General features: G+C 62.7%; 10 protein-coding genes. 4 read left to right on the top strand and 6 right to left on the bottom strand.

Features of this window, described 5'->3' with window-relative positions; all coding sequences use genetic code 11:
- Positions 1-294: 294 nt before the first annotated feature.
- Positions 295-798 (bottom strand): DUF6702 family protein, encoded by a 504-nt coding sequence (locus L1K66_RS14330; RefSeq protein WP_252258471.1) that lies wholly within the window; start codon positions 796-798, stop codon positions 295-297.
- A complete protein-coding gene (locus tag L1K66_RS14325; RefSeq protein WP_252258470.1) occupies positions 795-3,254 on the bottom strand; it encodes a M1 family metallopeptidase in 2,460 nt (819 codons plus the stop codon). The genes L1K66_RS14330 and L1K66_RS14325 overlap by 4 nt, the downstream gene beginning before the upstream one ends.
- Before the next feature lie 277 nt (positions 3,255-3,531).
- Between L1K66_RS14325 and ggt the strand changes: the two genes are divergently transcribed.
- A complete protein-coding gene (gene ggt, locus L1K66_RS14320; protein WP_252258469.1) occupies positions 3,532-5,307 on the top strand; it encodes a gamma-glutamyltransferase in 1,776 nt (591 codons plus the stop codon).
- Between the two features lie 51 nt (positions 5,308-5,358).
- On the opposite strand, the gene L1K66_RS14315 is transcribed toward ggt, so the two are convergent.
- Positions 5,359-7,746 (bottom strand): YbcC family protein, encoded by a 2,388-nt coding sequence (locus L1K66_RS14315; protein ID WP_252258468.1) that lies wholly within the window; start codon positions 7,744-7,746, stop codon positions 5,359-5,361.
- Positions 7,747-7,758: 12 nt separating this feature from the next.
- Positions 7,759-9,375 carry a proton-conducting transporter transmembrane domain-containing protein gene (locus L1K66_RS14310; protein ID WP_252260523.1) on the bottom strand — a complete coding sequence of 539 codons (1,617 nt, stop codon included), beginning with the start codon at positions 9,373-9,375 and terminating at the stop codon, positions 7,759-7,761.
- Positions 9,376-9,422: 47 nt separating this feature from the next.
- Here L1K66_RS14310 and L1K66_RS14305 point away from each other — a divergent pair, with 47 nt between their 5' ends.
- The 3 genes from L1K66_RS14305 (at position 9,423) to L1K66_RS14295 (ending at position 12,781) form a co-directional block, all read left to right on the top strand.
- On the top strand, positions 9,423-10,286 hold the full coding sequence (locus L1K66_RS14305; protein WP_252258467.1) for a LysR family transcriptional regulator: 864 nt from the start codon (positions 9,423-9,425) through the stop codon (positions 10,284-10,286).
- A 130-nt stretch (positions 10,287-10,416) separates the two neighbouring features.
- Positions 10,417-11,613 (top strand): acyl-CoA dehydrogenase family protein, encoded by a 1,197-nt coding sequence (locus L1K66_RS14300; RefSeq protein ID WP_252258466.1) that lies wholly within the window; start codon positions 10,417-10,419, stop codon positions 11,611-11,613.
- Between the two features lie 31 nt (positions 11,614-11,644).
- Positions 11,645-12,781, top strand: coding sequence for an acyl-CoA dehydrogenase family protein (locus L1K66_RS14295; RefSeq protein ID WP_252258465.1), 1,137 nt, complete (start codon positions 11,645-11,647; stop codon positions 12,779-12,781).
- Between the two features lie 91 nt (positions 12,782-12,872).
- Here the strand turns inward: L1K66_RS14295 and L1K66_RS14290 are convergent, their stop codons facing one another.
- Positions 12,873-15,161 (bottom strand): GAF domain-containing protein, encoded by a 2,289-nt coding sequence (locus L1K66_RS14290; protein WP_252258464.1) that lies wholly within the window; start codon positions 15,159-15,161, stop codon positions 12,873-12,875.
- Positions 15,158-15,667 (bottom strand): hypothetical protein, encoded by a 510-nt coding sequence (locus L1K66_RS14285; RefSeq protein WP_252258463.1) that lies wholly within the window; start codon positions 15,665-15,667, stop codon positions 15,158-15,160. The genes L1K66_RS14290 and L1K66_RS14285 overlap by 4 nt, the downstream gene beginning before the upstream one ends.
- Positions 15,668-15,786: the final 119 nt, after the last annotated feature.

Raw genomic sequence — 15,786 nt, 5'->3', positions numbered from 1 at the left:
GGCGCTACGAACAGACGCATGGTCGCCCTTTATCCCGCCCCCAATCCACCCGCTGCGTGTAGGCTTTCGGGTGACACTTTCGTCCGTGAAAGGCGACACTTCGGGTGCGGCTATCGTGACACCTTCCCGCTCAAAAGCGACACTCCCGCCAATCCGGGTGACACTTCGCGCTCAAAGGTGACACTTTGCGTGCCAATGGTGACAGAACGGAGGTTTTTTCTCCTGGACCGTGTTCCACCTGTTCCAGACTGTAGGGTTTGGCTGGCCAGAGCGCCGAAGGCCGATTCGGCGGTGTCAGCGCAGCGGGGCGGTTTGCGGGCGGTCTCCGGCGCGGAAGATCAGCGTTCTGCGCTCGCCTCCGCTGCCGATGTTGACCCGGTTTTCCTGCCGCGCCCAGATGTCGGTCAGCAATTGCGAGCTGAGGCGCACATCAGCTCCGGCGCCGGGGGAGGGGCCTTCGAGGTAGATCACCAGATTGCCGCCGTCGATCTCGCTGCCGAGCAGGGTCAGCGCGACGGGCGCGCCGCCGCTTTCGAGCACGAACCGCTCCGCCAGATAGCGCACGAAGGCGCGGCGGCTCTCGATATCGCCGACGATGTCGGGCGCGGCGACACCCTGCGATTTGAGCGCGTGTTCGGCATCGTGCAGGGGGACGAAGTGGATCACCTCCACCATGCCGGTGCGCGAATTGTGCGAGACATTGGTGATGGTGGTCTTCTGCTGGTGTGCCCATGCCGGTGCGGCAGCGGGGAACGCCAGCAGCAGCGCCGCCAGAAGCTGAAGGGCGAGGCGCTTCACTCGGCGGTTTCCTCCTCGGTCTTGCTCTCGCTCTCGTCCTTCTCCTGCACCAGCACTTCGGCCATCAGGTCGCGGCCGAAGCGCGAAGACGGCTCGGGGCTCTTGAAGGCCTCGACCCGGCTGTCGATGATGCGGCGCGGGTAGTGGTTGTTGTTGATGTCGGCATCGGCGGTTTCCCAATCAGGGTCCAGCACCACTTCGGCCAGTTCCTTGCCCTTGGGGAAGACCAGCAGCTTGCTGACATTGCGGGCGTTGCGGCGCCAGATCTCCGCCGGGATCATCATGCGTTCGCTGGTCCCGTCGGTGAACCGCAGGTCGAGGATGATGGGCATGACAAGCCCGCCGATGTTGGAGAAGCTGAGCACGTAGTAATTGCTGTCCTCCTCCACCGCACGGTCGAACACGCGCCGCTCCCAGTCGTCGAGCCCTTCGAGGAAGCCCTCGTACCGCTTGGTGTCGCGCGGGGTGACGGTGAACTGGTCGTTGCTGTCGTAGAAGTCGGTGACGCCGGGGTTCTCCAGCACCCAGATCGGCAGGCCCTGTTCGCGGTTGAGCCGGACGCCGACCTTCTCGGGCTCGTCGGCAAGCTCCTGGCGGCGGCGCGACAGGTCGATGTCGGGGTTCTGGGTGTCGAGCCGCAGGCGGTGGATGCTGTCGAGCGAGATGTCGACGTGATCGGTGGTGTAGAACCAGCCGCGCCAGAACCAGTCGAGATCGGTGCCCGATGCTTCCTCCATGGTACGGAAGAAGTCGGCAGGGGTGGGCCGCTTGAACCGCCACCGCCGCGCATATTCGCGCAGGGCAAAGTCGAACCGCTCGCGCCCGATCACCGTATCGCGCAGGATGTGATACGCGGCGGAGGGCTTGCCATAGGCGTTGGGGCCAAGGTTCAGCACGCTGTCCGACTGGGTCATGATCGGAACCTGCTGGTCCGACGTCATGTACGGGATGAGATCGCGCGGCAGGCTGCGGGTCCACGGCAGGTCCGGATCCCATTCATAGCCGGCGACGCTGTCGAGGAAGGAGTTGATGCCTTCGTCCATCCACGTCCACTGCCGTTCATCGGAATTGACCGTCATCGGGAAGTAGATGTGCCCGATCTCGTGGATGACCACGCCAATCAGATAGACCTTCTCCGACAGCGAATAGGTGCGGCTGCCGTCTTCGTTGAGAGTGGTGCGCGGCCCGTTGAAGGTGATCATCGGGTATTCCATCCCGCCCACCGGACCGTTGACGGACTGCGCGGTAGGGTAGGGGTAGTCGAAGCTGTAGCGCGAATAGACCTTCATCGTGTGGACCACGGCCGCGGTCGAGTACTTCCGCCACAGCTCGCCGCCTTCCTTGGGCCAGAACGACATCGCCATAACGGTTTCATGCTCCGCGCCGGGCTGTTTGTGGCCCTGTGCGTCCCAGATGAACTTGCGGCTGGAAGCCCAGGCGAAATCGCGCACGTTCTGCGCGGTGAAGCGCCAGGTCTTGTTGCCGGTGGGGCCGGTGGCTTCGTTGGCCTCAGCCTCTTCGGGGGTGACGATGAACACCGGCGCGTCCGAATTGCGCGCAGTCGCAAGGCGTTGGCGCTGGGTTGCGGTGAGAACCGCGGTGGGGTTTGCCAGCACGCCGGTGGACGACACGATGTGATCGTCGGGCACCGTCATCGTGACATCGTAATTCCCGAATTCGAGCGTGAACTCGCCCCGGCCAAGGAACTCCTTGTTGTGCCAGCCTTCATAGTCGGAATAGGCGACAAGGCGCGGGAACCACTGGGCGAACAGGAAGATGTCGTTGCCGCCTTCGCGCGGATCGTCGGGGAAGTGTTCATAGCCGGAGCGGGCGAAGATCACGTTCTCTTCGACGATGTTGTAAGCCCAGTCGATGTTGAACGATACGCTCTGGCCGGGGCGCAGCGGCGTTGGCAGGTCGATCCGCATCAGCGTGCCGACGATCGTGTGATCGAGCGTCGCGCCGCTGGCGAGCGTCACGCGGCCGATTTCATAGCCGTATTCATTGTCCGCCATCGCCTGTTGGCGACGCAGCTCCTCCAGCGAAAGCCGTGCCGGGGCATCGCCGCTGCCCGGCCCCATCGCCGGCCCGCGCCTGCCGGGGCCGCCGAAAGTGGTGGTCAGCTCCGACATCGAATCCTTGCGGAAGATGTTCTGATCCAGCTGCATCCAGATCCACGGCAGCGTGTCGGGCGAGTTGTTCTTGTACGTGATCGTGGCGCGGGCGGTCAGCCGGCGGCGATCCTCGTCGAGATTGGCGGTGATCCGGTAATCGGCCTGCTGCTGCCAATACTGGTGTCCCGGAGCGCCGCTGGCGTTGCGGTAAACATTCGCATCGGGCAGCACTTCGTCGAGCTGGCGGAACTTGTCTTCGAAATCGCCGCGGGTTTGCTGAATGCCTTGCGCGGCAGCCGGTGTGACGATGAAGAGAGCGAGCAGGAAGGCGATCAGGCGCAATTGACATTCCTTTGTCGGTCGAAAGAGACAGTGTATCGCGGGGGCTTCTGGCAGCGACCGCCCATTTCGACAATCCCCGCAACCCGGATCAATGCCCCGATCCGGATTGCGATCCCGCCTAGCCGGATTCCGGTGGATCGGGAAATGTCGTTTGTCGGTCGCGATTGGCGGCTCGCCGATTGCAGGCGGGCGACATGATCGTGCAGATGCTGGGGAACCTTCAATGATCGGTTCTTGTTCTGGCACTGATCGAGGTTTCAACTTTCAGGAGAAGAAGATGCGGGCTGCATTGCTCACCGCCATTTCGGCATTCGCGCTTTCGGCGTCCCCGATCGCCGCGCAGGAGGCAAAGCCGGTCGAGGAGCAGATCGGCGCGGGCGGCAGGCCGGTTGGCGCCAACTGGTCGCGCAGCCCGGTCTATTCGCGGCATGGCATGGCCGCGACCGCACACCCGCTGGCGACGCAGATTGCGCTTCAAATCCTGCGCGATGGCGGAAGCGCGGTCGACGCCGCGATTGCGGCCAATGCGGCGCTGGGCCTGATGGAGCCGACCGGCAACGGGATCGGCGGCGATCTGTTCGCGATCATCTACGATCCGAAGAGGGGTCGTCTGCATGGCCTCAACGGTTCTGGTCGCTCACCGATGGGGCAGACGCTGGAAGACCTCCTTGCCAAGCTTGGCGGGGAAACCTCGCTGCCCGCACTCGGGCCGCTGCCGGTCACGATCCCCGGCACGGTAGATGGCTGGTTCGCGATGCACGAACGTTTCGGCAAACTGCCGATGAGCGATGTGCTGGCGCCGACGGTCGATTATGCGCGTGAAGGCCATCCGGTTGCGCCGGTGATCGCGATGTATTTCGCCCGCAACCTCGCCGGATTTGAGCGCCGTTCCGACCAGTTCGATTTCACCAATGCCCGCGCGACCTATTTCGCCGACGGCGCGCCCGAGGCGGGCGAAGTCTTTCGAAATCCCGATCTGGCGAACACGCTTGAGACAATCGGCCGCGAAGGCCGCGATGCCTTCTACAAGGGTGAACTTGCCCGCGTGATGGTGGACTATCTGCAAAGGCAGGGTTCGGCCTACACGCTGGAGGATTTCGCCGCGCATGAGAGCACATGGGTCGAACCTGCCTGCGCCGAATATCGCGACGGTTATGAGCTGTGCGAGCTTCCGCCGAACTCGCAAGGCTTCGCCGCGCTGCAGATGGTCAACATCCTGCGCAATGTCGATCTGTCGCAATGGGAACGCGGCAGTCCCGAGGTGATCCATTACATCACCGAGGCGAAGCGGCTGGCCTATGCCGATGTCGCCCGGTTCTACGCCGATCCGGACTTCGCGGCACTGCCCGAAGAACTGCTGACGCCCGAGTATGGCGCTCAGCGTTTCGCCCTGATCGATCCTGAGCGTGCCACCCCCGAATTCGGCCCGGGCGAGCCGAAGCTGGAGGGCGAAGGGGATACGACCTATCTGACCGTGGCCGACAAGGACGGGATGATGGTGAGCCTGATCCAGTCGAATTATCGCGGCATGGGCGGCGGTCTGGTGCCTGACGGACTGGGCTTCATGTTCCAGGACCGCGGCGAGCTGTTCAGCCTCGATCCCGCGCATCCCAATGCCTATGAACCGGGCAAGCGACCGTTCCACACGATCATTCCCGCATTCGTGAAAAAGGATGGCCAGCCTTTGATGACGCTCGGCCTGATGGGCGGAGGCATGCAGCCGCAGGGACATGTTCAGGTGCTGATCAACATGGTCGACTACGGCATGAACATTCAGGAAGCGGGCGATGCCGCGCGCATCAATCACGATGGCGGCAGGCAGCCGACTGAGCCTCTTTCAGGGCCTTCCGCCGATCCGCTCGGCACGCTCAATGTCGAACCGGGAATCCCGGCGGAGACGGTCCGTCGCCTGCGCGAGATGGGCCATGATGTCCGGGTGGTATCCGACGGGATCATGTTCGGCGGATATCAGGCGATCATGCGTGATCCGGAAACCGGAGTCTATGCCGGGGCTACCGAGATGCGCAAAGACGGGCAGGCCAGCGGATATTGAGATTTAGGCCGGAGCCGGGTGGTTGGGGGATGCCCGGCTCCGGCCAGCGGCTCACGAAGCAAGCCGCTCGGGCTCGATCATGTCAGACCATGCAAGGCCGGGCCGATAGCGAGCATCGACCTTGCCGTCCTTCAACGTGAACAGGTGCAGCCAGCAATTGTCGAACAGGGCGCGCACTTCCGGGTGCCGTTCGAGAATGTCGGCAATCGCTTCGCGCGGTGCCTCCACCATGACGGACAGGCGCAGCGGTTCGTGGGCGAGGCTTTCCCCGTCGTGGACTGACTGCCACGGCAGGCCGGGACGCAGACGTCCGCTGTTGCCTTCGATCACGCCGATCCCGCCGGTTACGTTGTGGATCAGCTTGTTCCCGCCGCCGAACACGTCCGGTGCCACGCTGGAGCCGTAGTATTGCAGGCTGATCCAGCTGGCGACGACGACTGGCGCTGTCATGATCAGTTCTAGCGTCGCAAACCCTTCGTCCGCCTGCCAGTCATAGCTGTGCAGGAACGAGCGTCCGCCAAGATCCTTGCCCGCAGTCGCTTCACGCGGGGCGGCGATGAAGGCCGCGCAGCCGGCAAGGCCCCATTCCGGGCGCGTTTCGGCCCAGTTGAAGGCGCGTGCGGCAACATTGTTCCATTTTGCCCCCGGCAAACGGGCCGAACGCTCCGTGCGGGCAAAGCGGCCAGCGGTTGCAAGGAACCCGCGCACACGGGCGATGTCGGACGCGCGATCTGCGGGCAGAGTGTCTTCGTAGATGGTGATTTCGTCCGTGGTCGTGTCGTGCAGACCGGCCACAAACAGCGTGTCCTCCGGCACTTCGATCCCGCGCGCCTTCAAGCCCACGCGGGTTTCCGGATCGTTGAGCAATGTCGCCAGCACCCGGGCGGAGACTTCGCCTGTGTGCCCGCCGCATGCGCCGCAGTGATAGGCGCTTTCGTGCGGGTTGTTGGTGACGTTGCCGCCATGACCCAGCAGCAGCACGATTTCCCCGTGGCCGGTGGTCAGGCTCATCGCCCTTAGCACGGCAGCGGCGGTATCGGCCTTGGCTTCTGGCGAAAACCCGCCGACGATTTGCGGTGCAGGAGCGATGGGCCTGTTCTTGCTCGCACCCCCCAGCGCGCTGCGCACCAGCTTGGCTGCGTACAGCGGTCCCATCGATTCAACGAAGGCGAAGGAAGACACCGCCGCCTGCCGGAATCGGCCCCACGCGCGGCTGGTGCGCGCGGCGATGCGGCTGGCCTGATCCTTTGCCGGATCGCCCGCGCTGGTGGTTTCGATCGCGGGATTGAGCAGCACCGGAAGGCGCGCCTCGACAATGTCTGAGGCGTGCGGATGATGCGCCAGCGGCAGGCCGAAGAAGCCCGCGAACCCGATCGTCTCAATCCCGTCGTCAACGCTTTCCAGCGCACGTCGGAACACTTCGGATCGCACGTCGATGCAGAACGCGGCTTGCAGGAACGGGCGGCGATCCAGCGTGTCGCCCCCGTCGAGGGTTGCGATCAGGCTGCGCTGGTGCGCGCGCTCAGCTGCGTCCTGAAGGATCGCGAGAGTGATCTGGTCGAATGTCGGCGCAATCGGCGCTGCATGCGCGGCGAGGGTTTCGGCCCAGCGATCGGCGATCTGCGGGACGTGCTCCAGCAGTGCCTCTTCCCAGATCAGCCGGATGGCGAGCAGATCGGCAATGGTGCCGTCGGTTTCGCCTGCCAGCTCTGCCTGCCACAGCAGCCAGCGCGCATGCTGCGACCATCCGCCAAGGCTCATGTAGAGGCGGTGAAACGCGGTTTCCGCCGCTTCGCCCGAAATGCCCAATGCATCGGCACAGGCGAGGATCGCGCGTTCGGTGGTGTCCGGAGCGGCGGCTACATGCGCGCAGAACCCCTTTAGCCCGGCAACTTCCGGGGTGAGGTCATGCACGGCCCATTCGCGCCATGCGACGAAGGCGGGTGTGCCCGGAGTGGGCGACCACAGCGCCTGACCCCGGTCGAACTGGCCGGCGGCCCAGCGGCCCACGGTCTTGTCGATGATCGAAGGCCAGTCGATGCCCGTCGCTTCCGCCGCCAGATCGGCAATAGTGGGCAGGGCGGTTGCAGCCACCCCCGATCCCATGGCGGTGGCTGCAACCTTGAGTGCGGAAAGGCTGGATGGCTTGCCGGAGTGCGGCGATGCTTCAAGCGCTTCGGACAGGTCTTGATCGGTGATCTTCCCTTCGCGGATGGTAGTCGCAAAGTGCTGCGCGTCGAGCGTGACGGGGCAACCCGCAACCCGCGCAAGCCGCGCCTGCGTCGTGGCGAGGTCTTCACCCGTCTGACCCAGGAACGGATTGACGGCGACCGTCGCATCCAGCGGGAAGGCGGGGGGGATCGCCCGTGCAGCGGCCTCTGCAGCGCCGAGGATTTCCGAGAGGCGGACGGGGGTGATCTGCGAATGCTTCATGAACATGACTGGTCTGCCTTACGAATTGGATTTGGCTTTGCTGAACCCGCCAATGGCGCGATCAAGCAGGGCATTGAGGTAAAGGCCGTTGGCGAGGTGGACCCGCAGGCCCGCAGTTGACGGGTGGTGCGCCCACAACGGGAACAGAGCCTGTGCAAAGGCGACAAGGCCGAACGAAAGCACTGCGACCACGATCAGCGCCCATTCCAGCGGGCCGGGAACGGGTGCGGCGGGCAGGCCCGGCCCCCAGATTACCTCGGCTGCGGCCTGAAAACTGAAGTAGGCGATTGCCGCTGCCAGCGAGGCCGCAACGGTGCGCTTGGTGAGAGCAACCGGGGCAAGATCGGCAAGACCCTGAGCCACCAGATAGGCGACGCCGAAGATCAGGATCGCACCCAGCGCCAGCGCCTGCGCGCTCTTGGGGCCGATGAAGATCGTGAACAGTGTGGCAATCGCGGCATAGAGCACCAGTGCAAGGCCAAAGCTCTTCAGCACGGCCGGGACACTGGGCGCGGCAACCGGGCCGGGGCGGCGGATGCTGGCGACATCCTGCACCGCTCCGCCCGACGACAGGAAAGCGTGCGCCTTGTAGAGCGAGTGGGCGACGATATGCAGCAGCGCCAGCGTCCACAGGCCCAGCCCGCATTGCAGCAGCATGAAGCCCATTTGCGAGACAGTGGACCAGGCAAGCGCCGTCTTCACAGCATTCTGCGTCAGCATCACGGCAGCGCCGAACAGCGCGGTAAGCCCGCCCAGCAGCACCAGCGCCGCCATCGATCCGGTGCTGGCCTGAACCAGCGGCGCGGCGGTGATCAACAGGACGCCGCCTGAGTTGATGATACCCGCATGCAGCAGCGCGGACACCGGCGTCGGAGCCTCCATCACCTCAGTCAACCAGCCATGCAAGGGGAAGGCGGCGGTCTTGAGCGCGGCGGCAAGGACGATGAAAGCCACCGCCAGATTGCCTGTAAAGCCGAGCCTCTCGGTGCTTGCTGCGTTGGTGATTGCGGCGATGTCGCTCGTGCCGAAGACCGCGAACAACAGCGATGCGGCGAGGATCAGCAGCATATCGCCCGAATGCCAGACCAGCGCGAACTTGGTCGCCGCGCGCTGTGCCTCGGGGCGGTCAGGGTAGAACAGCAGCAGACGCTTCAGCGTCACGCCGACAGTCATGGCGGCAAGGATGATCGTTACCATGCTGCCCGCCTGCACGAACACCAGAACCGCAGCGAGCGTTGCCAGCATCAGGCCATGGAACGCGCCTTCGCGTTCCTCACCGTCGAGATAGGTGCGGCTGTAACGCATGACGATCCAGCCAATAAAACCGACAAGTAGAGCCATTGTCGCGCTGACCAGATCGGCGCGAAGGGCGATAAGCAGCGGTTCCTTAAGGGCTGTCAGTCGCGCAGGCTCGCCAAGGATCACCTGAGCAAGGCCGATCAACGTCAGCACCATCGCGCCAAATGCTGCCAGCTCTGCGAGGCGCGGCAGATTGCCGGGGCGTTTTCCCGGGCGGAACAGCGCGATCGCTCCCACAAGCAGCAGGATTACAGGGGCAATGTGCGATAGCGAGAATGCAAGCGGCATCTGGAACTCCGATGAAAACTTGCGCACCAGATAGAGGGTGGAATTCATCAAGAAAAATTCATATAATCGCACTAAGCATTCTATTTTGTGGAACTATGTCCAATCTCAATCTGCACCATCTTCGCCTGTTTCGCGCGGTCGCGCGGGAAGGCAATTTGACTGACGCGGCACGGGCGCTGAACATCTCGCAATCGGCGGTTTCGACCCAGATCAGGACGCTTGAAGCCGCGCTGGGCCACGACCTGTTCGATCGGGTCGGGCGCACGCTGCAATTGACCGAAGCCGGGCGGATCGCGCTTGATCATGCCGACGAGATATTCCGGGCCGCCGATCATCTGACTGCAACGCTCGACCGCGCGGAGGGCCAACGCCGTGTCTTGCGCATCGGGGCGCTCGCCACCTTGTCGCGCAACTTCCAGATGCGTTTCCTCGAGCCTCTGCTGGGCCGGGACGATGTCGAGGTGGTTCTGCGATCAGGCACGCAAGAAAGCCTGTTGCGGCGGCTAGAGGCGCTTTCGCTCGACGTGGTGCTTACCAATCTGGTTCCGGCGCGTGATGCCGGCAGCCCCTATCTGGTGCGGCGGCTCGACGAACAGCCTGTCAGCCTTGTCGGCACGCCAGCGCGCAGATCGGGTGGCGGGGTCGAGCAGTTGCTGGCCGACAACCCATTGATCCTGCCGACCCCTGAAACCGCGTTGAGGGCAGGTTTCGACGCGATGGTTGATCGCATGGGCATTGTACCGCGCATCGCGGCAGAGGGGGATGACATGGCGATGCTGCGCCTGCTGGCCCGTGCTGATGTCGGCCTTGCGGTGATTCCCCCGATCGTCGTCAAAGGCGAGTTGGAGAGCGGGATCCTTGTCGAACTGGAGCGTTTGACCGGCATCACGGAAGTTTTTTTCGCCGTCACGATGCGGCGGCGTTTTCCCAATCCGCTCATCAAAGACGTATTGCCGTAGCGTCAGGCGCAATTGGGTTGCTCGCAATCGAACAAGGCTTGCGCATAATCGGCGCAAAAGGGGCTTTGAGCACGGAACGCACCGTGGCAGGAAGCGTAGCAACTAAAGACTTAATTGGGAGACAGTCGCGATGAATCTCGAGTTCACGCAGGAAGAGATTGCGTTCCGTGAAGAGGTGCGCGCCTTTATCGAGGAAAACCACCCCAAGTATCTCGAAGGGATGGGCAACCGCGAGGACATGACGCCTGAGGACATGACGGCCTGGCACAAAATCCTTGGGCGCAAGGGCTGGTCGGCACCGGCATGGCCGGTCGAATATGGCGGCACCGGATGGACCCCGACGCAGCGGTATATCTGGTCCGAGGAAAACGCCCGCGTCGGCACGTTCATGCCGCTGCCGTTCGGCATTTCGATGGTCGGCCCGGTGATCTACACCTTCGGCAATGACGCGCAGAAGCAGCAGCACCTGCCCGGCATCCTGAGTGGCGATGTCTGGTGGTGCCAAGGCTATTCCGAGCCGGGCGCCGGTTCCGACCTCGCCAGCCTCAAGACGACGGCGGTGCGCGACGGCGATCACTACATCATCAACGGACAAAAGACCTGGACCACTCTGGCACAGCACGCCGACTGGGGCTTCTTCCTGTGCCGCACCGATCCGGATGCCGCCAAGCCGCAGGAAGGCATCAGCTTCATTCTGGTCGACATGAAGACCCCGGGTGTCGAAGTGAAGCCGATCAAGCTGATCGACGGCGGACACGAAGTGAACGAAACCTGGCTCACCGATGTGCGTGTGCCGGTCGAAAACCTTGTCGGGGTCGAAAACCAGGGTTGGACCTATGCCAAGTTCCTCCTCGCCCATGAACGCAGCGGGATTGCGGGTGTCGCGCGTTCGAAGCGCGGGGTCGAAAAGCTGCGCGAGATCGCCGCGCAAGAGACGATCGACGGCAAACCGCTGATCAGCGACTTCGATTTCGCACGCAAGGTCAGCCAGCTCGAGATCGACCTCGCCGCGCTCGAATACACCGAACTGCGCACTTTGGCTGGTGAACAGGCGGGCAAGGGGCCGGGGCCGGAAAGCTCGATCCTCAAGATCAAGGGCACCGAAATCCAGCAGCGCCTGACCGAGCTGACGCTGGAAGCCGTCGGCAGCTATGGCACGCCGATGTACGGCAGCATCGCTGATGTGGGATCGAACCAGTATCCGATCGGCCCGGACTACGCGCAGCTTTCCGCCGCGACCTATTTCAACATGCGCAAGACCTCGATCTATGGCGGATCGAATGAAATCCAGCGCAACATCATCACGAAAATGATCCTGGGCCTGTAACGGCACCTAAAGGACACTGAGGGGATTAGAAGTGGACTTCAACTTCACCGAAGAACAGCAAATGGTGCGCGACGGTCTGGCTCGCCTCGTTCGCGAGGAATACGGCAGCGAAACGCGCCGCGAAGTGATCGCCAGCGATGCCGGATGGCGCCCGGAAATCTGGGCGCAGCTGGCCGAGCTTGGCATTCTGGGTATGCCGTTCAGCGAAGAGGACGGCGGCTTTGGCGGCGGTGCGATCGACGCGATGGTCGTCATGGAGGAGTTCGGCAAGGGGCTGGTGGTCGAACCGTTCGTGCCGACCGTCGTTTGCGCTGGCGGTTTCCTCAAGCATGCTGGCACCGCCGCGCAGAAGGAAGAACATATCGGCGGCATCGTTTCGGGCGAGCGCATCTTTGCTTTCGCCTATGCCGAACCAAAGGGCCGCTATGATCTCGCCGATCTCCAGACGACGGCAAAGAAGGACGGCGATGGCTATGTGCTCAACGGGCACAAGGCGGTTGTCATCGGTGCGCCCTGGGCAAGCCACCTGATCGTCACCGCGCGTACATCGGGCGAACAGCGCGACAAGGACGGGATTTCGGTCTTCATCGTCGACAAGTCGGCCGAAGGCGTAGTCACCCGCGATTATGCGACCTTTGACGGTCGCCGCGCTTCCGAGGTCTATTTCGAAAACGTCAGCGTTCCGGCAGACGCATTGATCGGAGAGGAGGGCGCGGCTCTCCCCCTGATCGAGCGGGTCGCAGACGAAGCGGTCGCCGCGCTTTGCGCCGAAGTCTGCGGGGCGATGAAAGTCGCCAATTACATGACGCTCGAATATTCCAAGCAGCGCAAGCAGTTCGGGGTTCCGATCGGCAAGTTCCAGGTGCTGCAGCACCGCATGGCCGACATGTACACCGAATATGAGCAGGCTGTTTCGCTGACCTACTACGCCACGCTCAAGCTCGACGCGCCTGAGCGTGAGCGCAAACTGGCCGTGTCCACCGCCAAGGTCCGCATCGGTCAGGCCGCGCACAAGATCGGTCAGGAAGCGATCCAGATCCACGGCGGCAACGGCATGACCGACGAATACGCCATCGGCCACTACTTCAAGCGGCTGACGCTGTTCGATTCCGAATTCGGCAATGTCGATCACCACATGAAGCGCCACATCGCGCTTTCGGCGGGCTGATCGAACCGCAAACCGGGAAACAAGGGCGGGGCGTTTGTTCCGCCCTTTTGCTTTTGCCCCTTTTGCTTTTGCCCCTTTTGTTTTCGAGGGCCTATTTCGAGGTCATCACCCAGACCCCGTCCCAGTCATCGCCGGGAGGGTTGGCCTTCATCAGTTCGCAGCGTTCGATATACGTGCGGCTTAGCTTGTCATCGGGATTGGCTTCCAGCGCTTTCCCGAAATAGCCTGCGGCGCGGTCCCATTCCTGCTTGCGATAGACCTTCACCCCTTCGTTGAAATTGCCCAGCACATCCATCAGATTGGGGAAGCTCGCATCAGAGTGGTAATCGAGGCATTCGAACACCCCGACGGGCTCGGTCTTGCCCTTTACCACCACCTTGTCGACTTCGCGCAGGCGGTAGACGCCCTTCAGCCGCGCCACGGTGTATTCGGACAGCAGGATGCGCGCGGAATACTGCTTGCAGGCGCTTTCAAGCCGGGCAGCGAGGTTCACCCCGTCGCCGATCATGGTGTAGTCCATGCGTTTGCGCGATCCGATATTGCCCGCGACGATCCTGTCAGTGTTGAGGCCCAGCCCCATGTCGACGGGCATTTCGCCGCGCGCCTCGCGCTCGGCATTCCATTCCCACAGCGTCTTGATCATGTTGATCCCGGCACGCAGGCCGCGATCCTCGTCGTCCTCATGCCCCACGGGAATGCCGAAAGCGGCCATGATCGCATCGCCGATGAACTTGTCGAGCATCCCGCCCTGTTCCGAGATGCAGCCAACCATCAGCTCGAAATAATCGTTGAGCAGAGCCACCGTGCCCTGCGCGCCCAGCGATTCCGTAATGGTGGTGAAACCGCGGATGTCGGAGAACAGCACCGTGGCCGTGGTGTCCTTGCCGCCCAGGATTTCATCCTCGCCGCCGCCGCTAAGCATTTGCGCGGCGACACCCGGGTCCATGTAGCGTGAGAGGGTGGATTTGGCCCGCTTGGCGTCGGAAATGTCCTCGATCATCACCAGCGTGCCGAGTGAGGCGCCTTCGCCGGATACCATGGGCAGAACGGTGACATTTGCCGATACCTTCTCACCCGCGAACACCAGTTCCATGTCGAGCAGGCTTTCGCCTTCGTCGGTTTCGGCAACATGGGCGATGGTGTCGACCAGCCAGCGGTTTTCCTCGCCCAGAACCTCCGCTGGAGACTTGCCGATGATCGTGCGCGGATCGATCCGCAGGATGCGTGCGCCGGCCTGATTGCACGTGCGGTTTTCGCCTTCCTCGTCGAAGGTGATCACACCGTTCGACATCGATTGCAGCATGCTTTCATTGTAATTCTTCATCGACTGGATGTCGCCGAACAGCTTGGCGTTCTCCAGACCGATGGCAATCTGCGCGGTGAAGGCTTTCAGCCGGCTCTCGTCCTCTTCGGTGAAAGGGCCGCCACGCTTGTTCAGCACCTGCGTCACACCGATCGTCTCGCCCGCCTTGTTGACGACGGGCACGCAAAGGATCGAGCGGGTGAAGAACCCGGATTGCTTGTCGAAAGCGGGGTTGAAACGCAGATCGGTATAGGCGTGCGGAATATTGATCGCCTTGCCCGAAGTGAAGACCGTGCCCGCGATGCCCAGATGATTGGGTAGACGGATTTCCATCGCATCGAGCCCTTCGCCGACATGGCTGAACAGCTCGTTGGTCTTCTCGTCATTGATGAACAGGGTAGACCGTTCCGCATCCAGCATCGATGTCGCCTCGGTCATCACGCGGCGCAGCAACGTCGAGAGTTCCAGTTCCGACGTCATCTCGGACACGATATTGAGGAATTCGATTTCGCGCCGCCGCGTGTCCTCCATCCGCTCGACCATCTGCATCGATTGCAGCGTTATCGCACATTGGGTTGTCACACCTTCGAGCACGTCGAGATCCTGCTGGGTGAACTCGCCTGACTGCTTGTTCAGCACCTGAGCGACACCGATAATGTCGCCGCGCGCATTGCGGATCGGCGTGGCAAGGATCGACTTGGTGGTATAGCCGGTCTGTTGGTCGACCTCCCGGTTGAAGCGTTCATCGGCATAGGCATCGTGAATGATCACGCCTTCGCCCTTGTGAAACGTCCACCCGGCAATGCCGACATCATCCAGAATGCGGATTTCGCGGCGCTTCAGCCCCTGCGCGATCCGGCTGAACAGCTCGCCAGTGGCCGCATCGTGCAGGAACAGCGAACCGCGCTCCCCGCCGGTCTGTTCCACCGCAACGCTGACCAGAGTATCGAGAACCGCATCAAGCGTGTCCATCGACGCGACTTGGCGCGAAACATCGAGCATCATCTGCAATTGCCGCACGCGTTCCGCCTGCGTCAGATTGGCGCCCCCGGCCTTGGTGTTTGATACATCGCTCAAAGCTGTTTCTCCGTAAGCCGTTCCCGCAGGTGCTGGATCGTGTTCTTGAGTTCGAGCAGTTGATCGCGCTGGCTGCGTTCGAGCGCCTGCCGCTCCGAATTGAAGGTGGCGCGCATCTCGTCCATTTCGTCGCGCTGCGATTGCACGGCGTGTCGCAACTGGGCGATTTCGGCTGCTGCAGCCTGTTTTTCCGCCTGGATGCGCCTTGCCGCATCGGCCTGCGCGTCTTCGAGCCCGTCACGCAGGGCCTGTATCGTTTCCTGCAAGAGTTTGATTTCGGCAGAGGCTTCCTGCCGTGCTGCCTGCACCTGCCGTGCGGTTTCGTGCGTCTGCAGTTCTAGTTCTTCGCGCAAGGCCTGCGCGGTGGCTTTCAACTGGGTAATCTCGGCGGCGGACTCGGCCCTCGCCGCCTGTGCCTGTCGCCGGGCATCGGCTTGTGCGTCCTCCAGCGCTTCGCGCAGCTTGCGAGTCTCCGAAGCGGAATCGTCTTGAACGTTGTCGGACATATCGCACCCCTGCCGCTGAAACCCATCAAACCGATTAAGACAGCGACCCGCTAATTTCCCCCTAACCCGGCTAATCGGGGAAGAAAGCCGCATACACAAGGGGGCTCTCAGAATCCTGG

The sequence above is a fragment of the Erythrobacter aurantius genome (assembly GCF_023823125.1).
Lineage (GTDB): Bacteria > Pseudomonadota > Alphaproteobacteria > Sphingomonadales > Sphingomonadaceae > Erythrobacter > Erythrobacter aurantius.
Note: the sequence above shows the minus strand (reverse complement) of the source record. Positions and strands in the feature narration are given on the sequence as shown.